Raw genomic sequence first — 25075 nt, forward strand, 5'->3', positions numbered from 1 at the left:
GTCTGTGAGCACAGTGACAGTGAGGACGATCGAGCACCGCATCGGCGGCAAACCGACAGCCGGTACGTCGACACGCACCGCGCCGGTGTGGAATCCCGCCACCGGCGAGCACCAGGCCGACGTACTGCTGGGCGGACCGGCCGACGTCGACGCCGCAGTACGGGCCGCGGCCGCCGCCCTGCCGGACTGGGCAGACACCTCGGTGATGCGCCGGTCGCGGCTGATGTTTGCCTTCCGCAACTTGGTCGAGCAGAACCTCGACGAGCTGGTGCGGATCGTCTCCGCCGAGCACGGCAAGGTCCTCGACGACGCCAGGGGCGAGGTCGTCCGCGGTCTGGAGGTGATCGACTTCGCCTGCGGGATCCCGCAACTGCTGAAGGGCGAGTACTCCGACCAGGTCTCGACCGATGTGGACATGTTCTCGTTCCGCCAGCCGCTCGGCGTCTGCGCCGGGATCACGCCGTTCAACTTCCCGGCGCTGGTCGGGATGTGGATGCATCCGATCGCGATCGCCACCGGCAACACGTTCGTCCTGAAGCCGTCCGAGCGCGACCCGTCCGCGTCCAACTTCGTCGCCGAGCTCTGGGCGGAGGCCGGTCTGCCCGACGGCGTCTTCAACGTCGTGCACGGCGACAAGGTCGCGGTCGACGCCATCCTCGATCACCCGGAGATCGCGGCCGTGTCGTTCGTCGGCTCGACGCCGATCGCGCAGTACGTGCACCAGCGCGCGGCCGCGAACGGCAAGCGTGTCCAGGCGCTCGGTGGCGCGAAGAACCACGCCGTCGTCCTGCCGGACGCCGATCTGGACTCCGCCGCCGATCACTTGATCGCGGCCGCCTACGGGTCCTCGGGTCAGCGCTGCATGGCGATCTCGGTCGCAGTCGCGGTCGGCGACGCGGCCGGACCGCTGGTCGAGCGCGTGCGCGAGAAGGCGCGGGCGATCAAGGTCGGACCAGGGCTGGAGCCCACGTCCGAGATGGGCCCGGTGGTGACGCGGGAGGCGCTCGCGCGCATCACGGGGTACATCGCCTCCGGCGTCGAGGCGGGTGCCGACCTCGTGGTCGACGGGCGCTGGCCCGACGTTCTGGGGGACGGCTTCTTCGTCGGCCCGACCTTGTTCGACCACGTCACGCCCGAGATGGCTGTGTACCGCGACGAGATCTTCGGACCGGTGCTCGTCGTCGTCCGCGTCGACTCGCTCGAGGAAGCGATCGACCTCGTGAACGCGAGCTGCTGGGCCAACGGCACGGCGATCTTCACCGCCAGCGGCCAGGCGGCACGGGTGTTCCAGCGTTCCGTCCACGTCGGGATGGTCGGCATCAACGTCCCGATCCCGGTGCCGATGGCGTTCTACTCGTTCGGCGGCTGGAAGGACTCGCTGTTCGGCGACCATCACATCTACGGACCCGAGGGCGTCGCGTTCTACACCCGGGCGAAGGCAGTCACCAGCCGCTGGCCCGAGCCGACCTCGGACGAGTCGTTCCAGCGCGGAAACCTCAACTTCCCGACAGCGGTCTGACCGAGCCTGCCGGGGCTAGGGCGTGGGATCGGGAGACACGCCCTAGCGCAGCCCCGGCATCTCGATGTTCGCCCGGCTGACGGACGCGCTCATCGCCAGCACCTTCAGCACGTCACGCCGGACGCGGTCGCAGCGTTTGCGGGTCGCCTCGTGGGTGCCGTCCGCGTCCCGCGCGCGCAGTCGCTCGAAGATCGCCTGCAGTTCGCCGGGCGGGCTGACGATGCCGGGATCGATGAGCTCGGCCATCCGCAGCACCCGCTCGAGCTCGTCGAGCACGTCCACGATCGCCTTGGCCAGCCGGCCGTTGCCGCTGAAGTTGGCGATGATGGCCTCGAACTCGATCCCGGCCAGCAGCGAGTCCTCGAGCTCCACCTCGCCCGCCGCGAACGCGAACGGCACTTTGGACAGCACCTCGAGCCGCTCGAGCGCCGGCGCGTCGATGCCTCGGCCCGCGGCGGCAGCGGCGGCCTCGCAGGACAGCAGCGTGCGCAGGGCACAGAGGTCGTCGGTGTCCTGGAGGGTGATCGGGCTGACCACGTAGCCGGCCCGGGGGAGCGCGCTGACCAGGCCGTCGCGCCGCAGCCGCGCGAGCGCTTCCCGCACCGGCGTCTTGCTGATCTGCCACTGCTGCGCGAGTGACGTCTCGGTGAAGTTGCTGCCGGGCGACAGCGTCAGGTCGATGATCTGGCGCCTGATCGCGCGATAGGCCTGGCTGGTGCGGTCGAGGCCGGTCTCTTCCATGCCGGCCAGGAGAAGTGCTGGGATATGGGGCGTTCCCGTGATGACGGAATGGGGATGGCGCACCCGTTGATCGTATCATCCCGACGCGTTGATACAGCAGATCATCCAGATGACGCCAGCTAGAGATCTTTCATTGCTTCAGTGATATCTTAAGGCCATGCAGCGAGGCATCAGAAGTGGCTGGGCCCTGCCCGCGGGTGGCGTCCCGGCGATGGGAGCGATGCTCACCCGCGATCGCGCGGCGCAGAGCGTGCGGGACGGTGTCCGGATGCTTCCGTTGGTGGGAGCCCCGGTCCTGCCCATGCCGGAGCACGTACGGCGGGCGGTCGCGGAGGCGATGAACCTGCCGGACCGGCGGGACAGCCGCGGTCTGCCGGAGCTCCGGGCGGCGATCGCCGCCGAGCTCGAGCGCGACAACGGCCTGCAGGTCGATCCCGAGCGGCGTGTGCTGATCACGCACGGAGCGATGCACGGCCTGTCCCTCGTGCTGCGCACGGTGCTGGCGCCGGGCGACGAGGTGATCGTGCCGACGCCCACCTTCTTCTTCGACGGTCTCCTTCGCGAGGCCGGTGCGAGGCCCGTGTACGTCGGGTCCCATGAGCGCGACGGATGGGCGCTCGACGTCGCGAGCCTGGAGGCTGCCGTCACGCCGCATACTCGCGCGGTATTGCTGTGCAACCCGAACAACCCGACCGGCAACCTGCCCGACGCGGCGACGATTGCGGCCGTTGTCGACATGGCGGGGCGCCACGGACTGGTCGTCATTTCCGACGACTCGTGGCAGCACTTCACGTTCGACGGACGCCAGTACCAGCCGGTCGAGTCCTTCGCCGGTCGCTGGCCGCACCTGATCACCGTCACGAGCCTCAGCAAGTACTACGCATTGGCGACCTGGCGAGTCGGGTACGTCGTTGCGCCGCCGTCGATCGTGGACGCGCTGGAGCGCCGGCTGCAATGGGAGGCAGTGTGCTGCGGGGCGGTTCCGCAGCACGCAGCGGTCGCCGCCCTCACGGGGCCACGCGATTGGCTCGACGGTGCGCTGTCGACGTACCAGGCCAAGCGTGACCTTGTCTGCGACGGGATTGCCGCGACCGGCCTCACTCCGCCGGTTCGCCCCGAGGCCGGAGCCTTCCTCCTCCTCGACTGCGCACGTCTCGGAGCGACCCCCGCCGACATCGACCGGGCCCTCCTCAGCAATGGCATCGCCGCTGTGCGCGGCGCCGACATGCATGCTCCCGACACGCACGTCCGCCTGACCTTCGGTTCGGACGTGGAGGTTCTGAGAAACCTTCTCCGGGCTCTGACCCGAGCCGTCCAGGACACCACCCGGCCGCACCCCTGACGATCTCCTGAGCGGAGGGCGATGTGGGGCAGGATGACCTCATGGTGGACGAGGTCCGGGAGCGCGTGGTCCGGCTGGTTGCGGCTCTCGAGCACGATGATGCGGTCGTCGAGCCGATCCTGGCGCGGGTTCGGAGCGAGATCCCCAGCTACGACGGGGTCGAGCGCGACCAGATCGTCGCGAGCATCCGGCGGATCCGCGACCGCGTCTGCCGGACGCTGGCGGTCGGCGAGGTGCCGCCGGCCGGCGAACTGTGGGAGGCCGAGCGCGCCACGGTCGAGCGGCTTCAGGCCGGCGTGCCGATCGAGGACATCCTGGCCGGGTTCCGGATCACGATCTGGACCGTCCAGCACCGGCTGGTCGAACTGGCCACGGAGTACGGCGTGGACGGAGCCGATGTGGTCGCGCTGACGTCCCTGGTCTGGAAGCTGAGCGATGTCTTCTCGGCGCGAGCGGCGTCCGACTACCACCGGCAGGGCATGGCTCATGCGATTTCCGATCAGCGGCGCCGCGACGAGTGGCTCACCGCTGCGCTCGCCGGCGATCTCGATCCCACCCAGCTCGAGCGCGGCTACACGGTCTACCGGCTGCGCCGCAACGCGACGTACCGCGCGTTCTGTACCGGGCCTGCCGACGAGCAGTCGCTCGAGCGAACCCAGCGCGTGCTGAGCGAGCGGCACGCGGACGGCCTGCTGATGGCACCGGCGCGGGACCGCCTGGTCGGCATCGTCGACGAGGTGCCTGCGCCGGTGCCAGGGCTGCTACTCGCTATCGGTCCGTCGGTCCCGGTCGATCGGCTGATCACGTCCTACCAGAGTGCACAGCGTGTGCTGGCTGCGGCGTCCCTGCACCATGACGAGGGCGTGCACACTGCTGAGTCCCTGGGCTGGCGGCTGACTGTGCCGGCCCTCGGCGAGCTCGGCGAGCTGCTGTCGGCGCGCTACCTCAAGCCGCTGCAGACCGCGGGTGTCTTTCGCGACCAGATCGTCGAGGCGCTGCGGGTGTATCTCGTGCACGAACGCAGCATCCCGCTCACCGCGGCGGCGTTGCACGTCCACGTCAATACCCTCCGCTATCGCCTCTCGCGTTTCGAGGAGCTGACCGGCCGCTCGCTGCAGGACACCGACACCATCGTCGAGCTGGCATTGGCCTTGTACGGAACGCCGGCTGACCAGGGCTAGTCGGCGAGGCGGGCAGAGAGGTACTCGAGGATCTCGGCACGCGCGGGCTTGGCCTGCGGTACGACGGCCGGCATGCTCAGGAAGGCGTGAGTTGCACCCTCGTACTCCGTGAGCTGTGCCGGGATCCCGGCGTTCCGCAGGCGCGCGGCGTACCTGCGGGCCTGGTCGGACACCGGGTCGAACGTCGGCACGATCAGTAGCGCCGGGGGCAGCCCGCTCAGATCGTCTGCCTGCAAAGGCGACAACGGTCGCGGATCGATTCCCTCCGGTACGGCGAGCCGGCAGAACAGCTCGATCTGCGCCGTGGTGAGCGTCGGACTGTCGGCGTACGTCGACATCGACGGCAGGTCGTAGCGCGCCGTGGTGAGGTCGACGCAGGCGTTGACCAGGACCTGGGCGCGCAGTTGCAGACCGGATTCGCGGGCGCGGATCGCGGCGACGGCGGCGATCAGCCCGCCGGTGCTCTCCCCGAACACCGCGATCCGGGAGCTGTCGACGCCCCACTCCGCGGCGTTCTCGACGACGGTCTGCAGCACGTCCCAGCCGTCGTCGACCCCGGCGGTGATCGCCGTGTCATGTGCGAGCAGCCGATGCTCGACCGACACGACGAGCGCGGGCAGCTGTGCGGCCAGGTAACTGTTGACCCAGTCGCTCTGCGCCGCGGTGCCGACGAATCCGCCGCCATGAATATGCACGATCAGCGGGAGCTCACCTCCCTGGTGGCGCATCGGCCGGTACACCCGGACCGGCAGCCGACGGCCGGGGAGCGCGAGCTCGCGCCACTCGATCCCAGCGCCGCGGTCGGGGAATCCGGTGATCAGCCGGGCGAGCTTGGACTGCCGTTTCCGGTTCTCCTTGGTCCGCAGTACGGCGAGTTGCTCGGGGCTGATCGTGTCCCAATCAGGTTCCTTGCCCAGGGCATGCATCAGTCGGATTCCGACCGGCGGCTTGCCGGCGCGAAGCTCGTCCAAGGCAGGCATGAGTGGCTCCAATGCGATGAGGTTGCCGGACCCCACGAGCATGATCCGTCTGCACCGCCGCCCGCTACGAACACCGCTCCAACGCCGGGACCGGCGCTTGGTAGGTGGCTACGAATCGGCAAGCCGGTCCTCGCTTTCGTAGCGCGGCACGAAGCAGCCGCGTCGACGTTGGAGCTGCGTTCGTAGCGCCAACCGAGCCGTCCGAAAGATGCTCGGGGAGTCCGTCCACCAGACCTTCCCGAGGAGCCGGCATGATCGCGTCGTCGAGCAGTCGGGTGTGGATCGCCGGAGTCGGTATGACGACGTTCGGAGTCCATCACGAGCTGACCAATCACGACCTCGCCCGCTGGGCGGTTCGAAGCGCACTGTCCGACGCCGGCGCCGAGCTGACCTCGATCGATGCGGCGTTCTTCGGCACCGCGTCGCACGGGTTTCTCGAGCGACAGGTGATGGTGTCTGGCCAGATTGCCCTGCGCACCATGGGATTCCATTCGATCCCGGTCTACAACGTCGAGAACGCCTGTGCCACCGGCGCGACCGCGCTGAACCTCGCTGTCACCCAGGTTCGATCGGGTGCGGCGGACATCGCGCTCGCAGTGGGTGCGGAGAAGATGCACGTCGGCGACCCGCGACGCACGATGGAGCTGTTCGACACGGCGTACGACGTCTCCGATCCGGCGGCTCTGCTGCGCACCCTCAAGGAGCTCGGCGGGGAAGTCGACGACGAGGACGTGGGGCGTCGGTCGATCTTCATGGACATCTACGCGGCGCTGGCGCGCAATCACATGCGGCTGTACGGCACCACGCAGGCTCAACTGGCCGCTGTGGCAGCGAAGAATCACGCGCACGCGGCCGATAACGCCCGGGCGCACTACCGCAAGAGCATGACGATCGCCGACGTCCTCCGGGCCCGCAAACTCGCGCATCCGCTGACTGTCCCGATGTGTGCTCCGGTCACGGACGGCGCGGCAGCCGTTGTCGTGTGCAACGATGACGGACTCCGAAGGCTCGGCGCGGAGCGACCGGTCCAGGTCCTGGCGACGGTACTGGGAACCGGCAGCGATCACGACCTGACGTCCTTCGACGCTCACATCACGCTGCGGGTCGCGGCCAACGCCTACGAACGAGCCGGCATCGGCCCTGACGACGTCGATGTGGCCGAAGTCCATGACGCAACGGCATTCGGCGAACTGCTGCAGACCGAGCTGCTCGGTCTCGTGCCGCGCGGTGAGGGCGGCCTGGCGGCCTGGCGGGGCGAGACGACTCTCGGTGGCCGGATTCCCGTCAACCCGTCCGGTGGCCTGGAGTCCAAAGGGCATCCGTTGGCCGCGACCGGTCTTGGACAGGTCTTCGAGCTGACCGAGCAGTTGCGCGGCACGGCCGGTTCGCGGCAGGTGCCGGGTGCGCGGATCGCCCTCGCGGAGAACGGCGGGGGATTCCATCTCGGCGAGGAAGCCGTTGCCTCCGTCATCATCCTGGGGAGCCGCTGAGCCATGGCCGTCATCGACTTCTTCGACCGCGGCTGGCGGCTCGCACCGACTGCCGTCGCCTACCGCTCGGAATCGGAGGCCTGGACATACGAGCAGGCCGGCCGGCTGTCCTGCCGGATCGCCCACGGCCTGCTGTCGGCCGGCGTGGTCCGTGAGACCAAGGTGGCGGTCCTGGCCCCGAACGCACCGCTGGCCTGGATCTGTGTGCTCGGGATCTGGCGGGCCGGCGGTGCCTGGGTCCCGGTCAACCCGAACCATCCGATCGAGGAGACCGCGGGTCTGCTGCGACGCTTCGACGTCGAGTTGCTGTTCTACGACACCTCGCTCTCGGACCAGGTCGACGTACTGCGCGAGCGGCTCGAGAACGTGGTCTTCATCGCGCTCGGCCACGGCACCGAGGACTTCGACTTCGGCTCCTGGATCGCGCAGTTCCCGGACACCCGTCCGGACGTCTCGTCCGCGATGGACGACGTCGTGGCGATCGCGCCGACCGGTGGAACGACCGGGACGCCCAAGGGGGTGATGAACACCCACCGCACGCTGTCGGCCATGGTCGCGCACCAGTTGCTGGCGCTGTCCTACCCGGACGGTGCCGACATCGTGAACCTCGCCGCGGCGCCGATGACGCACACCGCGGGACTGCTCAGCCTGCAGACCACGGCGCGTGGCGGCACCGTGGTCATCGTCCCGCGGGCGGCTCCGGGCCACATCCTGTCGGCGATCGAGAACTTCGGTGTCACCGAGGTGTTCCTGCCGCCGACGGTGATCTACCGGCTGCTCGACGTGCTGGAACAGTGCGAGACCGACACCTCCTCACTCCGGTACCTGATCTACGGCGCGGCGCCGATGTCGGTCGAGAAGCTGAGGCGGGGCATCGCCCGGCTCGGTCCGGTGTTCATCGAAGGCTACGGCCAGATGGAGGCGCCCGCGGCGATCAGCTTCCTGCGACCGAACGAGCACCTCGACGTCAGCGGACTGCTGAACGAGTGCCGGCTGTCCTCGTGCGGACGCCCGTACCCGCTGGTCACGGTCGAGGTGCGGGATCCGGTGACTGGTCAGCAGCTGGCGCCGTACGAGACCGGTGAGATCTGCGTCCGCGGCGATCTGGTGATGAAGGGCTACTACCAGGACCCGGAGCGAACCGCCGAGGTGATCCGGGACGGCTGGTTGCACACCGGCGACCTGGGTCACCTCGACCCGGACGGCTACCTGTACCTGACCGGCCGGCTGAAGGATCTGATCATCACCGGCGGATTCAACGTGTATCCGAGCGAGGTCGAGCAGATCATCTGGGGCCATCCAGCGGTCGAGGACTGCGCCGTGGTCGGCGCCCCGGACAACGACTGGGGCGAGCGGGTGACTGCCGTCGTCGAGCTCAAGCCCGGTCTCGGTGTGACGGCCGACGAGTTGAAGCTCCGCTGCCGTGAGGCACTCGGATCGGTTCGCGCCCCGAAGGACGTCGTCTTCGTCGACCGGCTCCCGCGCAGCGTGAACGGCAAGGTCCTGAAGAAGGACGTCCGGGCAACGTTCTGGGCCGGCCACGACCGAACCATCTGAAAGGACGAGACATGAAGGATCGAGAGGGACAGGGCCGGCTTCTGGACGGCAAGGTGGCGGTCGTGATGGGCGCCGGTTCGATCGCCGAAGGTTGGGGCAACGGGAAGGCCACCGCCGTCACGTTCGCGCGCGAGGGCGCCGCCGTCGTCTGTGTCGACGTCAACCGGGATGCCGCCGAGGAGACTGCTGCGATCATCACGTCTGAGGGAGGTCAGGCGTTCGCGCTCCAGGCGGACGTGACCAGTCGCGACGACGTACTCGCGGTGTTCGACCGGGTGGCCGTCGAGCACGGACGGATCGATGTCCTCGACAACAATGTGGGGATCGGCACTCTTGGCGGAGTGGTCGAGACGTCGCCGGCCGATTGGGAGCGGGTGCTGGCCGTCAACGTCAAGAGCGCCTACCTGGCCATGCAGCAGGTGATCCCGATGATGCAAGCCGCCGGCGGGGGTTCGATCGTCAACATCTCGTCGGTCACCTCGTTGCGCTACAGCGGCATTCCGTACGTCTCCTATGCCTCGTCCAAGGCTGCGTTGAACCAGCTGACGAAGGTGACCGCGGCGCGCTACGCCGAGGACAACATCCGGGTGAACGCCGTCGTACCTGGCCTGATGAAGACACCGATGATCTCGGCGCACGCCGGAGTGGTCGACGCCTACGCATCCGGCGATGTGGAAGAGATGTGGCGGCGGCGAGCGCGCCAGGTGCCGATGGGCCGGATGGGTGATGCGTGGGACGTCGCGAACGCCGCACTGTTCCTGGCAGGTCCCGAGTCTCGCCACATCACCGGCGTCGAGCTCGTGGTGGACGGCGGCATGACGCTGTGCTGGTCGGAACCGAAGGTCGATGTCGCATGAAACGCCTGGACGCGAAGATCGCCGTGGTGACCGGGGCGGGAGCCGGCTGGGGCAGGCAGCTCGCCGTCACGTTCGCCCGGGAGGGTGCGTACGTCGTCTGTGTCGACGCCGATCAGACCGCGAACGAGGAGACGGTCGAGGTGATCGCCGAAGCCGGAGGAGCTGCTGAGGCGGTCTGTGCCGATGTGACGTACGACGAAGAGCTGGCCACCGTATTCGGTCGGATCGCCGACGAGCACGACCGGCTCGACGTACTCGCGAACACGCTCTGCTCGACTGGCGGCGCCGACGTGGTCGGCACGTCCGAGGACGAATGGGATCTCGCCATGGCGATCAACGTGACCGGTCCCTTCCTTGCCATGAAACACGCGGTGCCGCTGATGAGGCGCGCCGGCGGATCGATCATCAACATCTCCGCTGTCGCGCCCGTCCGGTACGACGGCCCCGACGCCGGACTCGCCGCGTCGAAGGCGGCGCTGAACCACCTGACGCGCGTGACGGCGGCTGAATACGCATCGCAGCAGATCCGGGTGAATGCGGTGATCCCGGACAGATGCGCACCGGCCTCCGACGTCGCGAACGCTGCTCTCTTCTTCGCTGGCGACACCTCGCGTTTCGTAACAGGCGTCGGCCTGATCGTCGACGGGGGAGCAACTCTCGCTGTCGGAGGCGAATGACGCGAGGCCCGCAATACCCACCCCGAACCCTTTCAGAGAAAGAGATAGCTGACGAAGAGGAGAGACATGTCTGCGGCGCCGTTCTCGGCCGGCTTCGCTTGGCCGGTGCTGGAGGGGCGGTTGGTGCGTCTCGAGCCGCTCGGGCATCGGCACGCGGCGGATCTTGCCGTCGCGTGTGAAGAGGATCGGAGCACCTACGTGTTCACCCGGGTGCCTGTGGCTGCGGACATTCCGGGGTACATCGATGCTCATCTCGGTCGAGCGGCCGCCGGGAAGCTGGCGCCGTACGCCGTGGTGGACAAGGAATCCGGCCGCGCGGTGGGTGCGACCGCGTACTGCGATCCGCGGACGTGGCCCGATGGACACGGTCATCGCGCGGTGGAGGTCGGGTTCACTTGGCTGGCCGGATCGGTCCAAGGGCGCGGAGTGAACACGGACGCCAAGTTGCAGCTCTTCGACTTCGCGTTCACCACGCTCGGCGTGGACCGCGTCGACCTGATGACCGACGCCCGCAACCGGCGTTCCCGAGCAGCCATCGAGAGTGTGGGCGCCACCTTCGAAGGTGTGCTGCGGAGCTGGTCGAGATCGTGGGCGCCGGGCGAGGACGGAATGCTGCGGGACACGGCCGTTTATTCGATTGTCAGCCGAGAGTGGGCACAGCGGCGTACTGCGCTGATCGCACGGGTCGCGGCGCGTCAATCTCCACGACTGGTTCGTCGCTGAAGGAGGAAGGTTTATGCGGATTCTCATTTCCGGCGCGAGTGTCGCCGGTCCGGTGCTGGCTTATTGGTTGAACCGGCACGGGTTTGCCGTGACGGTTGTCGAGCGTGCGCCGGCACTGCGGAAGACCGGCGGGCACTCGGTCGACCTGTTCCGGCCGGCCGTCGAGATCTCGGAGAAGATGGGGGTGTTGCCGCGGATCGAGGAACTGGCCACCGACACCGACCGGATGACGCTGCGCCGGGAGGGTGTCACGCGGCCCGTCCACGTCGATCTGGCCAAGGTCTTCGGCGCCACGTCGGACCGGCATGTCGAGATCATGCGCGACGACCTGAGCGAGGTGTACTGCGACGCCACCCGGGACGACGTCGAGTACATCTTCGGCGACTCGATCACCGGCATCTCGGACGACGGCGAAGTACGTTTCGAGAACTCCGCATCCCGCCACTTCGACCTGGTCGTCGGCGCCGACGGACTGCACTCCAACGTCCGCCGGCTCGTCTTCGGTGACGAATCCAAGTACAGCAAGCCGATCGGGCCGTACTTCGGGGTCGTGACGCTGCCCAACTTCTACGGTCTCGACCGGGAGCTCCTGATCCATTCCGGCGTCGGGCGTACGGCGGGAATGTACGGCGCGCGGCACATCGGGGAAGCCCGGGCGTTGTTCCTGTTCCGGAGCCGGCACGAGCTCGAGTACCACTACCGCGACGTACCCCGGCAGAAGGAACTGTTGCGCGCTGCGTTCAGCGGGATGCATGCCGACGTGGATCGCTGGCTCGAGGAGCTCGACCGGACGCCGACGTTCTACTTCGACTCGATCACGCAGGTGTCCATGGACAGCTGGTCGCGCGGACGCGTGACGCTGGTCGGTGACGCCGGCTATTGCCCGGGTCCCGCGGTCGGCGGCAGCACCAGCCTGGCCGTGATCGGTGCCTACGTCCTCGCGGGCGAGCTCGCGCGAGCTGGAGGTGATCACGAGCGCGCATTTCCTGCCTACGAGCGGGCGATGGCGGAGAACGTCCGCGGGAGTCGTGAGGTGGCGCTGAGCGCCGCGAAGACGCTCGTCCCCACGTCCCGCCTCGGAGTGGCAGGCCTGGCGCACGGCGCCCGACTGGTGTCCGCCCTGCCGTCCGCGTTGAGCCGCGCGTTCCTCCAGCTCACCACGAAGAGCGCGCGGGTCTACAACTCGATGACCGTCGAGGACTACACGCAGCCGGTGCCTGGCAGCGTGATGAAATAGGGCCGGTGACCATCACGCCGTTCTCCCGGGATGCAATCGGAGCCGCACTGGGCTCAGCGCTGAGCAACGTGCAGATCCTGGACACCTTCGCCGCCTCGGCGGCCGAGGTCGCGCGGGTGCGGCTGCGTTCGGTGGACGGCTCCGAAACGACGATCATCGCCAAGCATGCGACCGGTGCGGGGGCTGCTGCGGCCCGACGTGAGATCCGCTTCTACGAGCGGCTTGCCCCGCGCTGGGACCACCCGGCACCACGCTTGCTCGGTGCGACGGACGATGGCGAGACGGTCCTCCTGCTGACCGAAGACCTGGACGCTGCCGGTTATCACGTAGTCGGTGCGGGCCTGTCCGGCAGCCAACTGCACGGCGCAATCGACGTACTCGCGGCTCTGCACCGTGAGTTCTGGGACGATGCGCCGGCTGTCGAACTCGAGCCCTCGGTCACCAGTACGGCGCAGGCTTGGCCGCCCGAGTTGATCAGCCGTAATGCGGCGGCCGTTCGCGCGGAGGCCGCCCGCTTCTTCGATGCCGCCACCGAACTCGGGGACGCGGAACGCTCGATCCTCGGTGAGATCGTGGACGGCTGGGAGAAGCAGTTCCGGTTGCGAGTCGGCGAAGGCCGCGCGCTCACCCTGATCCACGGCGACTTCCATTTCCTCGGCAACGTGTTCTTCACCGGAACCGACCCGCGGCCGAAGGTGATCGACTGGTCCGAGCTCAAGCCCGGGCTCGGGCCGCACGACCTGGCCTACAGCCTGGCGGTGGTCCCGTCGAGCGATCGGCTGACCCGCGACCGCGCGCTACTGCGGCGGTACTGGGAAGCGCTGGCGGTGGAGGACTACAGCTGGGAGCTGTGCGAGTGGGACTTCCGGTTCTCGGTGATCAGCAACCTGTTCCAGTCGGTCTTCCAGCGCAGCGTGCGGTGGTACGGCGTTTCGCTCGCCGCGATCGAGGCGCTCGACGCCCGGTCAACGTTGGCCGGGCCGATCCCCGCCTGACACCGCCAGAACGCTCGGCTCCGCGGGATCGGCGGCCGACAGCGAGCGCCGGCTCAGCACCAGCAGGCCGATCATGATCCACGCGGCGTTGAGTGCGGCGGACGGCCAGGCGCGATGACAGGCTGAGTTGACTGTCAGCGCTACGGCCCCGAGCAGGTTCATCACCTGGAACGTCGGGCCGCCGGCCGCGATCCGTTCGGCCGAAGCCAGGGCATAGGCGGCGAGCAGCAGTCCGGCGCCGGCCCAGCCGATCACCGCGATCACCAGTTCCATGAGGCTGTCAGTCCTGATCTACGAGCGCATAGGCGCGGACCGGGAAGGTGCCCATGCCCTCGATCGCCGGAGGTGCGGCATGGAACCGGAAGCCGTACACCGGCAACTGTTCGAGGCCGCGCAGGTGTTCCACGATCGGGATTCCGGCGTCCAGCAGGGCTGTGTGTGCGGGACGGGTGCCGTCCTCGGGGTCGTCGATGTTCACCGAGTCGATGCCTACCACCGCAGGCTGCTGCTCGGCGAGCCATGCCGCGGCATCCGCAGTCAGGAAGGGGTGACCGCTCGCGTAGCGCGAAGTACCCCAATGCCGATCCCAGCCAGTGTGGATCAACACTGCCTTCCCCGCCACGTCGTACGGGAGGAACACACCCCGTTCTACGGCCCGTGCCTCGGCGCCAAGGACCCGGACCACGACACCTTCGAGGTCGGTGAGCCGCGACAGCACGAGCGCCGCGATGTCGGCTCCGTCGGCGAAGCGGTGGAAGGGGCTGTCGAGATAGGTGCCGGTGTTGGCGACCATCGAGATGCGGTTGATGCTGAACTCGGTGCCGGCCGCGTAGAGCTCACGGGACGCAGGGCGCGAGAGGTGCTCCGTGATCTCCGGCCCGGGCAGGCCCGGGTAGGTGACCATCCCGGCACGGATCACGTGGCTGAGGTCCACCGTCCGCGGTCCCTTCGCCGGCTCCGCACCCGCCGTACCCCGGGAGCCCTTGTGCGGCTCCCGCAGCAGCTGCTTGTTGCTGATGGCAACCTTGTCGACCATCAGCAGACCCAGGTGCCGCACGAACAACTCGCCCAGGTCGCTGTCGCTGAGCTCGGGGCCGGACGCGTCCAGCCGGAAGCCTTGCGCCTGGAGACCGCCGCCGTTGGCGAAGGTCACGGCGGCGTCGAACTGCACCCGCCAGTCCTCGATGTCATCGCTCATGCATCCGATGCTCTGTGAAGGAATGCTTGATGGCAAGCTAGATTATCTGAAGCGTTGCTACAGTAAATCTTATGGAGCTGGACCCCCGCCGCCTGCGAGTGCTGCGCGCGGTCGCGCTACGCGGCGGTATGGCGGGCGCGGCCCAGCTGCTCCACCTGACCCCGTCCGCGATCTCCCAGCAGCTCGCGCAACTCGAGCGGGAAGTCGGGCAGCCCCTGATCGACCGCTCGCGCCGGACCGCGAGCCTGACGCCGGCCGGCGAACTGCTGGCTGTCCGCGCCGAGCGGATCGAACAGGAACTCGCCGAGGCCCGGCGTGAGCTGACCGAGCTGAGCGGCAGACTCAGCGGCCCGGTCACCATCGCGGCGTTCTCGTCGGCGGTCTGCAATCTCGTGGTTCCGGCCCTTCTCGAGCTGTCGACCACCCATCCCGATCTCGAGCCGGAGGTCGTGGAGCTGGAGGGCGTCCCAGCGCTGTCCGAGTTGCGCACCGGGGGAGTGGACCTGGTGATCGCCGAGTACGACGCCGGCGGCGTGGAGGCAGTCGATGCGCTGAGCGGTCTCTCAGCCGTTCCTGTCGCCGACGACGAGTACCGCGTCGTCACGCCGTCCGCGTGGTCGCCTCAGCCGGGCTCGATCAAGGACCTGGCTGCCCGCCCGTGGGTCGCCAGTCCACCGGACACCGCGTCCGGCCGGGCATTGGACCGGATCGCCACGCAGTACGGGTTTACCGCGCGACGTGCCCATACCTGCCTCGAATTCCCCACCATCCTGGCGCTCGTCGCGGCCGGATTCGGTGCCGCGATCGCGCCGAAGCTGGCGCTGACGGGTGCCTCGCCCGAGGCGATCGCGATGCCCTCGGTGCCCGTCGCGGGCCACCGCCGCATCACCGTCCTGCGCCGCCACCTGCCGGCCGGTCCGGAGCCGCTGACCCAGGCCGTCGTCGAAGCGCTTCGAGCGGTCGCACTCGATCTCGGCCTGACTCCGGTCCCGCGCACTCGGCGTCGCTGACAGCAACTAGCAGATCATCGTCCCGCTGTACTGCGTCCGGGCCGCCTGCCGACGTCCGGCGGATCAGTGCCAGGAGCGCACGCAGCCGCCGAACCAGATCCGCGTCGTACGGATCCGGCCCGGCATCCCGGTGCCGACAGCGTCGCATTGCGGCCTCCTCGCCTCCCCGTAGACGTATCGGGGCTGACGGACAGGTCGTTACAGCCACGCCCGTAATCGCGGTGAAGGTGACCACCGCCACGCCGAGGGTTACCCCGGTCCCACCCGTGCCCCCGACCTCGCGCTGTCACGGACGGTCGGCAGGCCGTCATCGTCGAGGCGGATCGCGACGTGCTCGTCCCATCGGTCGTCGGTGTGCGGGTGGTCCGAGCGCCAGTGGCAGCCCCGGCTCTCCTGGCGCGCGGTCGCCGCCACGATGACGGACCGCGCCACCGTGGCGAGCGGTCCGTTGCCCAGGGCACTCAACTCGTCCGCGGCCGCGTTCAGCCCGGCGCCGTCGCGACGGATCCCTGCGTACTTGGTCAGGATCGCCCGGATCCGCTCCGGTTCGCGGTCCTCGGTCAGCACCACGTCGTACGACGCCGTGCTGCTGGCCGCCGGCAGGTCCAAGGTCAGCGCGGTCGCGACTCGCCGCCCGAAGACGAGGCCTTCCAGCAGGCTGTTGGAGGCGAGCCGGTTCGCCCCGTGCACACCCGTCGCGGCGACCTCGCCCACGGCGTACAGGCCCGGTACGGCGGTTGCGCCGTCGCGGTCGACCTGGACGCCGCCGCAGAGGAAGTGCTCGGCGGGCGCCACCGGGATCTGCTCGGACAGCAGGTCGACACCGATCGACGCGCAGGAGGCCAGCACGGTCGGGAACCGTCGGCGGAGCACCTCCGGCTCGATGCTGCGCGCATCGAGCCAGACATGATCGGAGCCGTCCCTGCGCATCGCGGCCTCGATCTCGCGGGCGACGATGTCACGCGGCGCCAGATCGGCCCGCGGATGCCGGCCGGCCATGATCAGGCGGCCACGGACATCACGCAGTACGGCGCCTTCTCCCCGGACCGCTTCGGTCACCAACGGCAACTGCCCGCGGGTCTCTCCGGTGAACAGAGCGGTCGGGTGGAACTGGACGAACTCCATGTCCACCAGTGACGCTCCGGCCAGCAACGCGAGCGCGATGCCATCACCGCGCACCGCGGACGGATTGGTGCTCGCCAGGTAGGCGTTGCCGATGCCTCCGGTGGCCAGTACGACAGCCCGCGCATCGATCCGGACAGTCTCGCCGCCCGTCTCGACGAGCACACCACAGACCCGCCCCGAGGCCGACTTGGTCAGACCGATCGTCCGCCCGCTCATCGTCTCGACACCGGCAGCGGCGACCGCGGCACGCAGCGCGCGATCAACTTCCGCGCCGGTGGCATCACCACCGGCATGCACGATCCGGGGATGACTGTGGCCGCCCTCGAGAGTCCTGGACAGCGAGCCGTCCTCGCGCCGGTCGAAGAGCGCGCCGTGCGCGATCAGTTCGGCGACCCGCTGCGGTCCTTCCTCGACCAGGGCCCGTACGTTCCGCGGATCGCAGAAGCCTGCCCCCGCGACGTTGGTGTCGTGCGCGTGGTCGAGCGGATCGTCGTCGCCGAACGCGACGGAGACGCCACCTTGCGCCCACGGTGTGCTGCCGTCCCCGGCGCTGAGCACGAGCACCTGACGGGTCGCAGCCAGGCCGAGCGCGGCCGAGAGTCCGGCCGCGCCCGCACCGATCACGACGACATCGACGGCCCGCGTCATCGGGCGCCTGCCGGCTTGCCGATGGCAACCATCCGCTGGACCGAACGCCGGGCGCGCTCGGCGAGGTCGGCCGGCAACTGGATCTCGTCGCGGCCCTCACGCAGGCACCGCAGCAGCAGCTCCGGCGTGATCATCTTCATGAAGCGGCAGGAGGCCTTCGGGTTCACCGGCAGGAAGGTCGTCTGCTGGTTCACCTTGCGGAGCTGGTGCAGCATGCCGATCTCCGTCGCGACCAAGGCGGTCTTCGCGGTCATGCCGCGAGCGCTCTCCAGCATGCCCGCGGTGGAGAGGATGTGGGTCCGCTCCGCCGGCAGGTCGCCGCGGCCGGCGAGCCAGATCGTCGACGAGGCGCAGCCGCACTCGGGATGGACCAGAACCTCCGCGTCGGGATTCGCCGCCACCTGGGCGCGCAGCTCGACCGGGCTGATGCCGGCGTGCACATGGCACTCGCCCATCCACACTTCCATGTTCGTCCGGCCGGTCTGCCGCCGGACGTGTTCGCCGAGGAACTGGTCGGGCAGGAACAGCACCGGCTGGTCCGCCGGAATCGAGTTCACCACCTCGACCGCGTTGGACGACGTACAGCAGACGTCCGCCTCGGCCTTCACCGCGGCGCTGGTGTTCACGTAGGCGACGACCGCCGCGCCGGGGTGCTGCGCCTTCCAGGCGCGCAGCTGGTCGGCGTCGATGGTGTCCGCCAGGGAACACCCGGCCTGCGCGGTCGGGATCAGCACGGTCTTGTCCGGGCTGAGCAGCTTGGCGGTCTCCGCCATGAAGTGCACGCCGCAGAACACGATCGTCGATGCATCGGTTTCAGCGGCGATCCGGGACAGCGCGAGCGAGTCGCCGACGTGATCGGCGACGTCCTGGATCGCCGGTTCCTGGTAGTTGTGGGCGAGCAGGACCGCGTCCCGCTCGCGGGCGAGGCGGCGTACCTCGTCCTGCCAGGTATCCACCGAGGTCTGGCCAACAGTCACGACAGGTCCTTCCGGAGGTTTTCGCTTAGCAGTCGATAACTGGAGGCGACGCTACCATCGTCGGCGTGTCAACTGCCAAGAAAGGTGATCCGGTTAACTGGCCGAGCTATCCGCACGAGGTGCTGGCGGTGGTCCTGTCCGTCCGCGACGGCAGGCTGAGCGTGCTGCTCTGGAAGCGCGCCCGGAATCCGTACCGCGGCCGCTGGTCCTTGCCGTGCGGTGGCGTCGAGCCGACCCAGCGGCTCCGCGAGGCCATCACCGCGCACCTGGCCCGGAAGGTCGACGTCCGCGAGGTCGCGCATCTCGAGCAGCTGGCCACGCACAGTGCCATCGATCGCGATCCGCGCGAACGCGTGCTCGCCACGGCGTACCTCGGCCTGGTGCCGTCCGACGTGCAGCCCGAGCTTCCGGACGACACGGCCTGGCATCCGGTCGACGACCTGCCGGACAGCGCGTTCGACCACCATCACTTCATCGACGCCGCCGTCGGGCGACTGCGCGCCAAGCTGTCGTACACCAACATCGGCTTCGCCCTGGCGCCGCACGAGTTCACCATCTCGGAGCTGCGCGACATCATCGGCGCGGCGCTGGGCTACGAGCTCGGCGCCACCAACCTGACCCGCGTGCTGACCCGGCGGCACGTGATCGACCCGACGGACCGCACCACCCGCCCCGGCCAGGCCGGCGGCCGCCCGGCCACGGTCTACAAGTTCGCCGCCCGCGAACTGACGGTCACCGACCCCTTCGCCGTACTACGTCCGCCGCGCTGAGCTCGATTGACTTCTTTGGTTACGCCGTACACACTGGTTACAACGTAACCAACTAGAAGGTTGATCATGAGCACCACACAGCACGCCACCAAGACCGTCGCGCACGCGTTCGCGGAGTTGATGAACGGGCACGACGCCGACGCGGTCGACGGATTCATCGCCGAGGACTACGTCAACCACAACTACTTCGTCGAGGACGGGCGCGAGGCGAACCGGGCCTTCTGGACGATCTGGTTCGCGGCGTTCCCGGACACCGAGGTGACCCTTGACGACGTCATGGTCGACGGCGACCGTGTCGCGGGCCGGTTCACCTACCGGGCGACGTTCCAAGGCGAGTTCATGGGCCTGCAGCCCACCGGCCGCCCGGTCGTCATGCACTCGATCGACATCTGGCGGGTCGCCGACGGCATGGCTGTCGAGCATTGGGACCAGCTCGACGGGCAGGCGTTCTTCGCGCAACTCACCGGCGAGACTGCGAACCAGTGACCCAGCAGGAGTCGCCGACGCCGGCGCAGCGGCGCAGGGAGAAGGAGCGGGCCGCGGCGCGCGAGACGATCCTGTCGGCCGCGCTGGGCGTGGCCCGCCGTGACGGGTGGGACGCAGTGACGATGCGCCGGCTCGCCGACGAGATCGAGTACTCCGCGAACTTTGCGTACCGCTACTTCACCGGCCGCGACGACATCCTGCTCGCCCTGGTCCGCGGTGGGTTCACCCGGCTTCGAGACGCGATGGCCGCCGCTGCTGACCAGGCAGGATCCGGTAGTGACGCGGCCGCGATGGCTGCCCGGCAAGCGGCGCATGCCTACCTCGACTTCGCTCTGGCCGACCCCGACCTCTATCAGCTCATGTACGGCCTCGGCGGGGTGAACGTACCTGTTGCCGATACCTGGGACGAGGGTCAGGCCGTCGGCGACCTCTTGATCAGTCTGCTCGCCGCCGGCGGAGACGCCCAGCCCGAACAGCACGTACTGCAACTCTGGGCGACGGCCCACGGACTGATCGCGCTCCGGGTCGTCGGCCGCGTCGAGGTCGACAGCGACGGGCTGCATGCCCTGCTCGACGACGCGCTGACCGACTGCCTCGCTCGCGCCCTCCCCGATCCCACCTGAAGAAGGAAACAGTTGCTATGAGCAACATCGCTACCGCCGCGGCGCTGGTCGCCATCCTCAGCGCAGCGGTCATCTACGGCACCGATCTGTTCTGCGCGCTCGTCGTGCGCCCGGCCGCAAGCGGCGCAGCTGACTCTTCCGTGGCCGACCTGCTCGGCCACGTCCACGAGTACGGCGATCGCCGCCTGCCTGTACCGGGCATGATTTCCGTCATCGCCACGGCAGTCGCCACCGCAACCACCCACGGCGCCCCGGCGCGGATCGCCGGAGCCCTCGCCCTGGTCGCGTTACTCGCCTGGCTGGCCATCTACCTGCGGATCAGCGCGCCGATCAACAGGGTGCTCCGCGTAGCCGCGGCCAGCCACACCGTCCCGGCAGACACCAGAAACCTCCAGCAGCGCTGGGACAGCGTCATCTGGCCCCGCGCCGCCCTGCAAACCATCGCCCTGGCCGGCCTCCTCGCGATCATCATCACCCGCTGAGCCAAGGCCTGCTTCAGCCAACCGTCACCGTGATCTCTGGTGGCGCAATGACCTGTGGTGGTTTGCCGGACTCTGCCCGGACCTCCAGGGGACCATGCGGTGTCGGCACTGATGCGTGGGCCCACTCGAGACCGCCCAGCTGAGGTGCGACCGTGACCGCCGTCATTCCGGGCGCTGTCGGCCGCACACCGAGCAGCGTCGAGACGTAGTGGTACAGCGGATGCGCACCCCACGCGTGACAGTCGCTGCGGGTCGGTTCGGGGTGCTCGATCACGGTCCGCAGGCCCTGGTCCAACAGGCCGTACCAGAGCCTGAGCCGGTCGAGCAGTACGTCGGTCCGCCCGATCCGGGGCAGTGCCTCGAACAGGTAATGGTCGAAGTACACAGTGGTCCGCGCGAGTGACCCGGACGGCTCCTGGAGCATCCTCCGGACTGCAGTCTCGCCGTACTTCGCTCCTGCGAGTAGCGCCAGCGATTGCGCGTGTTCGCTGAACGCGGTGTGCCCGAGGTCGTCGGCGTACAGCATGCGGTCGGGGTCGTAGAAGGCCCGGTCGGCGGCTTCAACGAGGCGGTCTGCCAGCTGTGCGTATCCATCGGCGGCGGCAGGCTCGCCCACCCAGGACTCCAACTCGGCGACCTGCCGCGCGACCAGAGCCAACTGCAGTTGCAGTACCGCCGTCACGCCGCGCCCTGGGCCGGGCCAGTCGGGGTGTTCTTCCCCGTCCTGGACGATCCCGGGCGGTGTGCCGGCCTCCCAGCCGGGCACCCAGTCGGTGAAGTTCCAGCCGTGCAGGGCGTGGAAGATCCCGCTGTCGTCGACGGTACGGCGGTGCGCGTCGATGGCCGCACGGACTCCCGGCATGAGGTCGGTGACGAAGGCCAGATCGCCACGCCACAGCGCGAAGTCGTGCACCATTGCCACCCACCACAGCGTGAACGGCGGGATAGGCGACGCCTGCCGGGACGGCGTACGGGACATCACCAGTCCGTTGTCATCCTGGCTGTGGGCGAATGCACGCAGTGCCTGCCGGGCGAGTGCGTCGTCGCCGCAGGTGGCGTATGCGACCAGACACTGCAGCCGGGTGTCGCCGGCGTACTGAAGTTGCTCGTAGTAGGGGCAGTCCATGGTCGTCTCGTGGCTGCAAGCCTGAAGCGTCCGGAACGCGAGTACGCCGACCTGCGCGAGCCGCGGGTCGCTGGCGGTGAAGCCGCTGCGGTCTTCGTACGGATAGTGGGTCTCACGGAACCGCAGGCCGGTGATCGTCAGCGGTTCGGCCGCGGTGGTGACGAGGACCTCGACATAGCGGCCGGACTGCCACCACAGAGGGCTGTGCCGCTCGTGGCCGCCGCCGGCGACGAAGAGGTCGCCGATGCCGTCTTCCTCGAGCCTGGGCCGGCCGAACAGCTTGCCCTCGACAACATCGCGATGTCCCTTACCTGCTTCGGGTTCCGTCTCGTACAGGGACTCCTGCCAATGCATCCGCACTTCGGCATCGCGCCCGTCGACGAGATCGAGGACGGGGTACGCGCAGACGTACTGGTCGAGGTCGATCAGCACCCGCCGGCAGGTCCCGGGCGGCAGCACCAGCGCCGTACCGCCGAGCAACCCTTGCCAGCCGCGGGCCTCGTCGTCGAGGTGATCCGCCGGATCCACGACGCGATCGTGCGTCGGCTCGCCGGCTGGATGAGCCGCGACATGACGAACGCGGGCGCCCTCAGCCCACTGCTGCGCCGGGGCGGGCAAGCGGGCCGGTACCAGCAACCGCGCGCCCTCGCTCGCACAGTCGCCGATCGCAGCTGCCGACCATTCGAGGCTGTCCGCGCCGGTCTGCCAACCCCATGGATACGTACGGCCGTCGCTGACGTGTCTGGCTCCGCAGCCGTACCCATCGCCTTTCGGTCGCCGGCCGTGGCCAGGTAGTGCAGCTGCCTGCCACGCCGCCGTACCGGTGTTGAGCTCAGGCTGGCCGCGGACGGCTTCGGCTGCGAGGAGGAAGGTGGGACCGTCACCGAGGCTCAGTTGCGCCAGCGGTGCGTCGTCCCCGAGGCTCCAGACACGGGCAGCAAGCCAGTGCCCGCCGGCCGGCAACCGCAGACGGTAGCTCTCGAACGACCAGTGGCCGACCTCGCCCCGTGACGGGCCGCGGCCGAGGAGGTCGCCGTCGAGCCACAGCTCGTACCGCTCGTCGGCGGACACGTGGACAACGACCTCAGCCATCTGCGCGCACTCGACCCGCAGCCGGAACCCGACCACGTCACCGCCCTCCGCCGCCCGGATCCAGGACGCCGGCCAGTCGGCCTGTCCCACGAACGGGTCGTCCTCGCGCTGCAACTGCTGAACGTCAGCGACTTCACGCATCGTCACAGGTAATCCCTCTTCGGTATCGGCGGACCGCCACCACCCAATCCTGACGGCTAGCGGTCTGACACGAACCAATCGCCGTGTCAGCGGTCGTGTCAGGGCCGTGTCATCCCGATGACGGGCCGGGCAGCAACCGTTGGCGTCACAGAGCCGCATCAAGAACTGGAGAGACAGAAGTGTCCATCTCGAAACGGCAAGGGCTCGTCGGCACTGTCGTCGTCGCTCTCGCGGCAGCGCTCGTGGTCGGTGGGGCGCCGGCCGCCCCGGCCGCGGCCAAGCCGGCGATCGAAGTGAGGGACGGGGTCACGCAGCCCGTCTTCTCGTACCAGGACGCCATCCGTGAGTACGTCCGGGTGCAGTCGCCGGTCGACAGCGACGGCGACGGTAAGAAGGACCTGGTCCGGGTGGACATCATCCGGCCGAAGGAGACGAGCTCCGGGCTCAAGGTCCCGGTCATCCTGCACGAGAGCCCGTACTTCGTCAGCCCGGGTGCGGGGATCGAGTCCGAGCACAAGACGTACGACGCGAATGGGAACGCGACGCACTTCCCGCTCTGGTACGACAACTACTTCGTGCCGCGCGGGTACGCCGTCCTGTCCGTCGACATGCTCGGGACCAGCCTGTCCGACGGCTGCCCGACCGACGGCGGCGCGTCCGACGTACTGGGCGGCAAGGCGGTGATCGACTGGCTGAACGGCCGGGCGATCGCGTACGACGCCAAGGGGCACCCGGTGAAAGCGACCTGGACCACCGGAAAGACCGCGATGATCGGCCACTCCTACGAGGGCGCTCTCGCCATGGGCGTCGCCGGCACCGGGGTGCAGGGCCTGAAGACCATCGTGCCGCTCGCCGGCAACAGCAGTTGGTACGACATCTGGCGCATCAACGGCACCCTCATGTGGTTCAAGGGCGGGCAGAAGTACCTGTCCGAGAAGGTCGCCCCCACCGCGGACACGAAATGCGCAGCCGTGATCGAGCGGATGAGCCGGGGCGAAGATGATGCCACTGGCAACTACAACGCCTACTGGAACGAGCGCAACTACCGGACCGGCCCGGTCTCGAACGAGCGCAACCTGCGCGCCAGCGTGTTCGCCGTCCAGGGAATGCAGGACACCAACGTGCCGGCCGACAACTTCAGCAAGTGGTGGGCCGGACTGCCGAGCAACGTGCAGCGCAAGGTGTGGGTGACGCAGTACGGGCACATGGAGCCGTTCGACTTCCGCCGCGATGTGTGGGTCGACTCCCTGCACAAGTGGTTCGACCACGAGTTGATGGGCGTACTGAACGACATCATGCGGCAGCCGCGCGCCGACGTACAGCTCGGTCCGGATCGCTGGATCACGCAAGCCGAGTGGCCGGCGCCGACGCGGACGGTGACCCTGCGGCCGAACAGGGACGGATCGCTCGGCAAGACGACGTCCGCCGGGGCCGGCAGCTACACCGAAACCGCACAGCACGAGACCACGGCGGCCGGTGACCCTGGTACGGCGAACCCGAACCGGCTGGCATACCTGACGCAGCCACTGACAGCGCCGCTGCGGTTGTCCGGGACGCCGTCGGTCAGCCTGCGGGTCACACTGGACCGCCCGACCGCCAACCTGGGCGTGTTGCTGGTCGACTACGGCGCGGACTCCCGCATCAACTACGCCGGGGTCGGATGGGGCGTCAAGTTTGCCGGTGGCAAGGACTGCCTCGGTGAGGGCACGACGGCTGACGACGGCTGCTTCCTGAAGACCGTCGACGACACGGTGACATCGCCCTTCGAGGTGGTGACCCGGGGCATCATGGATGCGCAGAACCGTACGTCGCTCAGCCACTCGGCACCGCTGAAGCCGGGCCGGCCGTACCGGATCACATGGGATCTGCTCCCGCAGGACTACGAGTTCAGGGCCGGCCACCGGTTGGGCCTGATCCTGACCGGAACCGACGCCGACCTCACCTGTTCCACCGCCGGCCAAACCTGCCCCACCACGGGCGAGACCGGCACCGGCACCAAGGTCACCGTCGACCTGACCGGCACCTCCCTATCGCTACCCGTAGCCACCGGCCGGAACTAGCCTGAACGACGCCTGCGCACGGTCGCGGCCAGCACGGT

General features: G+C 68.8%; 23 protein-coding genes. 16 read left to right on the forward strand and 7 right to left on the reverse strand.

Translation table 11 applies throughout. The features are described 5' to 3' along the window. Positions 1-13 precede the first annotated feature (13 nt). A complete protein-coding gene (locus tag OHA18_RS25190; protein WP_329006161.1) occupies positions 14-1519 on the forward strand; it encodes a CoA-acylating methylmalonate-semialdehyde dehydrogenase in 1506 nt (501 codons plus the stop codon). 42 nt (positions 1520-1561) lie between these two features. On the opposite strand, the gene OHA18_RS25195 is transcribed toward OHA18_RS25190, so the two are convergent. Continuing rightward, positions 1562-2260, reverse strand: a complete 699-nt coding sequence (locus tag OHA18_RS25195; RefSeq protein WP_328997754.1) for a GntR family transcriptional regulator — start codon at positions 2258-2260, stop codon at positions 1562-1564. 157 nt (positions 2261-2417) lie between these two features. Here OHA18_RS25195 and OHA18_RS25200 point away from each other — a divergent pair, with 157 nt between their 5' ends. Together OHA18_RS25200 and OHA18_RS25205 are read left to right on the forward strand one after the other, a co-directional pair. Further along, positions 2418-3602, forward strand: a complete 1185-nt coding sequence (locus OHA18_RS25200) for a pyridoxal phosphate-dependent aminotransferase (RefSeq protein ID WP_328997755.1) — start codon at positions 2418-2420, stop codon at positions 3600-3602. A gap of 41 nt (positions 3603-3643) precedes the next feature. After that, entirely contained in the window at positions 3644-4783 is a 1140-nt protein-coding gene (locus tag OHA18_RS25205; protein WP_328997756.1) for a PucR family transcriptional regulator, read from the forward strand. Here the strand turns inward: OHA18_RS25205 and OHA18_RS25210 are convergent. Then, complete coding sequence (locus OHA18_RS25210; RefSeq protein ID WP_328997757.1) at positions 4780-5763, reverse strand: alpha/beta hydrolase; 984 nt, start codon at positions 5761-5763, stop codon at positions 4780-4782. The genes OHA18_RS25205 and OHA18_RS25210 overlap by 4 nt on opposite strands. Before the next feature lie 251 nt (positions 5764-6014). Here OHA18_RS25210 and OHA18_RS25215 point away from each other — a divergent pair, with 251 nt between their 5' ends. From OHA18_RS25215 to OHA18_RS25245, 7 genes are all read left to right on the forward strand, one after another. After that, entirely contained in the window at positions 6015-7253 is a 1239-nt protein-coding gene (locus OHA18_RS25215) for a thiolase family protein (RefSeq protein ID WP_328997758.1), read from the forward strand. 3 nt (positions 7254-7256) lie between these two features. After that, on the forward strand, positions 7257-8810 hold the full coding sequence (locus tag OHA18_RS25220) for a class I adenylate-forming enzyme family protein (protein ID WP_328997759.1): 1554 nt from the start codon (positions 7257-7259) through the stop codon (positions 8808-8810). A gap of 11 nt (positions 8811-8821) precedes the next feature. Further along, positions 8822-9667: an SDR family NAD(P)-dependent oxidoreductase gene (locus OHA18_RS25225; protein ID WP_328997760.1), complete on the forward strand. Its 846-nt coding sequence runs from the start codon at positions 8822-8824 to the stop codon at positions 9665-9667. Then, a complete protein-coding gene (locus tag OHA18_RS25230; protein ID WP_328997761.1) occupies positions 9664-10344 on the forward strand; it encodes an SDR family NAD(P)-dependent oxidoreductase in 681 nt (226 codons plus the stop codon). Before OHA18_RS25225 ends, OHA18_RS25230 begins: the two co-directional genes overlap by 4 nt. Before the next feature lie 66 nt (positions 10345-10410). Then, a complete protein-coding gene (locus tag OHA18_RS25235) occupies positions 10411-11067 on the forward strand; it encodes a GNAT family N-acetyltransferase (RefSeq protein ID WP_328997762.1) in 657 nt (218 codons plus the stop codon). A gap of 13 nt (positions 11068-11080) precedes the next feature. After that, positions 11081-12304: an FAD-dependent monooxygenase gene (locus OHA18_RS25240; protein WP_328997763.1), complete on the forward strand. Its 1224-nt coding sequence runs from the start codon at positions 11081-11083 to the stop codon at positions 12302-12304. A gap of 5 nt (positions 12305-12309) precedes the next feature. Continuing rightward, positions 12310-13299 (forward strand): phosphotransferase family protein, encoded by a 990-nt coding sequence (locus OHA18_RS25245; protein WP_328997764.1) that lies wholly within the window; start codon positions 12310-12312, stop codon positions 13297-13299. Here the strand turns inward: OHA18_RS25245 and OHA18_RS25250 are convergent. Next, complete coding sequence (locus OHA18_RS25250; RefSeq protein WP_328997765.1) at positions 13270-13572, reverse strand: CBU_0592 family membrane protein; 303 nt, start codon at positions 13570-13572, stop codon at positions 13270-13272. The genes OHA18_RS25245 and OHA18_RS25250 overlap by 30 nt on opposite strands. A gap of 7 nt (positions 13573-13579) precedes the next feature. Beyond that, on the reverse strand, positions 13580-14497 hold the full coding sequence (locus OHA18_RS25255) for a cyclase family protein (protein WP_328997766.1): 918 nt from the start codon (positions 14495-14497) through the stop codon (positions 13580-13582). A 71-nt stretch (positions 14498-14568) separates the two neighbouring features. Between OHA18_RS25255 and OHA18_RS25260 the strand changes: the two genes are divergently transcribed. After that, positions 14569-15507, forward strand: a complete 939-nt coding sequence (locus OHA18_RS25260) for a LysR family transcriptional regulator (protein WP_328997767.1) — start codon at positions 14569-14571, stop codon at positions 15505-15507. 249 nt (positions 15508-15756) lie between these two features. Here the strand turns inward: OHA18_RS25260 and nadB are convergent, their stop codons facing one another. Continuing rightward, positions 15757-17280 (reverse strand): L-aspartate oxidase, encoded by a 1524-nt coding sequence (nadB, locus tag OHA18_RS25265; RefSeq protein WP_328997768.1) that lies wholly within the window; start codon positions 17278-17280, stop codon positions 15757-15759. Further along, positions 17277-18257, reverse strand: coding sequence for a quinolinate synthase NadA (gene nadA, locus OHA18_RS25270; protein WP_328997769.1), 981 nt, complete (start codon positions 18255-18257; stop codon positions 17277-17279). The genes nadB and nadA overlap by 4 nt, the downstream gene beginning before the upstream one ends. A gap of 65 nt (positions 18258-18322) precedes the next feature. Between nadA and OHA18_RS25275 the strand changes: the two genes are divergently transcribed. From OHA18_RS25275 to OHA18_RS25290, 4 genes are all read left to right on the forward strand, one after another. Then, positions 18323-19027: an NUDIX hydrolase gene (locus OHA18_RS25275; protein WP_328997770.1), complete on the forward strand. Its 705-nt coding sequence runs from the start codon at positions 18323-18325 to the stop codon at positions 19025-19027. Positions 19028-19093: 66 nt separating this feature from the next. Continuing rightward, positions 19094-19513, forward strand: coding sequence for an ester cyclase (locus OHA18_RS25280; protein ID WP_328997771.1), 420 nt, complete (start codon positions 19094-19096; stop codon positions 19511-19513). Further along, a complete protein-coding gene (locus OHA18_RS25285) occupies positions 19510-20136 on the forward strand; it encodes a TetR/AcrR family transcriptional regulator (protein ID WP_328997772.1) in 627 nt (208 codons plus the stop codon). The genes OHA18_RS25280 and OHA18_RS25285 overlap by 4 nt, the downstream gene beginning before the upstream one ends. A 17-nt stretch (positions 20137-20153) precedes the next feature. Beyond that, positions 20154-20618 (forward strand): hypothetical protein, encoded by a 465-nt coding sequence (locus OHA18_RS25290; RefSeq protein ID WP_328997773.1) that lies wholly within the window; start codon positions 20154-20156, stop codon positions 20616-20618. Positions 20619-20631: 13 nt separating this feature from the next. On the opposite strand, the gene OHA18_RS25295 is transcribed toward OHA18_RS25290, so the two are convergent. After that, positions 20632-22977 carry an alpha-L-rhamnosidase-related protein gene (locus tag OHA18_RS25295; protein ID WP_328997774.1) on the reverse strand — a complete coding sequence of 782 codons (2346 nt, stop codon included), beginning with the start codon at positions 22975-22977 and terminating at the stop codon, positions 20632-20634. Between the two features lie 179 nt (positions 22978-23156). On the opposite strand from OHA18_RS25295, the gene OHA18_RS25300 reads away from it, so the two are divergent. Next, complete coding sequence (locus OHA18_RS25300) at positions 23157-25037, forward strand: CocE/NonD family hydrolase (RefSeq protein WP_328997775.1); 1881 nt, start codon at positions 23157-23159, stop codon at positions 25035-25037. Positions 25038-25075: the final 38 nt, after the last annotated feature.

The sequence above is a fragment of the Kribbella sp. NBC_00709 genome (genome assembly GCF_036226565.1).
Classification (GTDB): Bacteria; Actinomycetota; Actinomycetes; order Propionibacteriales; family Kribbellaceae; genus Kribbella.

What these genes read in the sequence shown, in the direction of transcription:
- OHA18_RS25195 (WP_328997754.1), bottom strand. Translation starts at nt 2,260, where the DNA reads ATGGAAGAGACCGGCCTCGACCGCACCAGCCAGGCCTATCGCGCGATC.
- OHA18_RS25200 (WP_328997755.1), top strand. Translation starts at nt 2,418, where the DNA reads ATGCAGCGAGGCATCAGAAGTGGCTGGGCCCTGCCCGCGGGTGGCGTC.
- OHA18_RS25205 (WP_328997756.1), top strand. Translation starts at nt 3,644, where the DNA reads ATGGTGGACGAGGTCCGGGAGCGCGTGGTCCGGCTGGTTGCGGCTCTC.
- OHA18_RS25210 (WP_328997757.1), bottom strand. Translation starts at nt 5,763, where the DNA reads ATGCCTGCCTTGGACGAGCTTCGCGCCGGCAAGCCGCCGGTCGGAATC.
- OHA18_RS25215 (WP_328997758.1), top strand. Translation starts at nt 6,015, where the DNA reads ATGATCGCGTCGTCGAGCAGTCGGGTGTGGATCGCCGGAGTCGGTATG.
- OHA18_RS25220 (WP_328997759.1), top strand. Translation starts at nt 7,257, where the DNA reads ATGGCCGTCATCGACTTCTTCGACCGCGGCTGGCGGCTCGCACCGACT.
- OHA18_RS25225 (WP_328997760.1), top strand. Translation starts at nt 8,822, where the DNA reads ATGAAGGATCGAGAGGGACAGGGCCGGCTTCTGGACGGCAAGGTGGCG.
- OHA18_RS25230 (WP_328997761.1), top strand. Translation starts at nt 9,664, where the DNA reads ATGAAACGCCTGGACGCGAAGATCGCCGTGGTGACCGGGGCGGGAGCC.
- OHA18_RS25235 (WP_328997762.1), top strand. Translation starts at nt 10,411, where the DNA reads ATGTCTGCGGCGCCGTTCTCGGCCGGCTTCGCTTGGCCGGTGCTGGAG.
- OHA18_RS25240 (WP_328997763.1), top strand. Translation starts at nt 11,081, where the DNA reads ATGCGGATTCTCATTTCCGGCGCGAGTGTCGCCGGTCCGGTGCTGGCT.
- OHA18_RS25250 (WP_328997765.1), bottom strand. Translation starts at nt 13,572, where the DNA reads ATGGAACTGGTGATCGCGGTGATCGGCTGGGCCGGCGCCGGACTGCTG.
- OHA18_RS25255 (WP_328997766.1), bottom strand. Translation starts at nt 14,497, where the DNA reads ATGAGCGATGACATCGAGGACTGGCGGGTGCAGTTCGACGCCGCCGTG.
- OHA18_RS25260 (WP_328997767.1), top strand. Translation starts at nt 14,569, where the DNA reads ATGGAGCTGGACCCCCGCCGCCTGCGAGTGCTGCGCGCGGTCGCGCTA.
- nadB (WP_328997768.1), bottom strand. Translation starts at nt 17,280, where the DNA reads ATGACGCGGGCCGTCGATGTCGTCGTGATCGGTGCGGGCGCGGCCGGA.
- OHA18_RS25280 (WP_328997771.1), top strand. Translation starts at nt 19,094, where the DNA reads ATGAGCACCACACAGCACGCCACCAAGACCGTCGCGCACGCGTTCGCG.
- OHA18_RS25290 (WP_328997773.1), top strand. Translation starts at nt 20,154, where the DNA reads ATGAGCAACATCGCTACCGCCGCGGCGCTGGTCGCCATCCTCAGCGCA.
- OHA18_RS25295 (WP_328997774.1), bottom strand. Translation starts at nt 22,977, where the DNA reads ATGCGTGAAGTCGCTGACGTTCAGCAGTTGCAGCGCGAGGACGACCCG.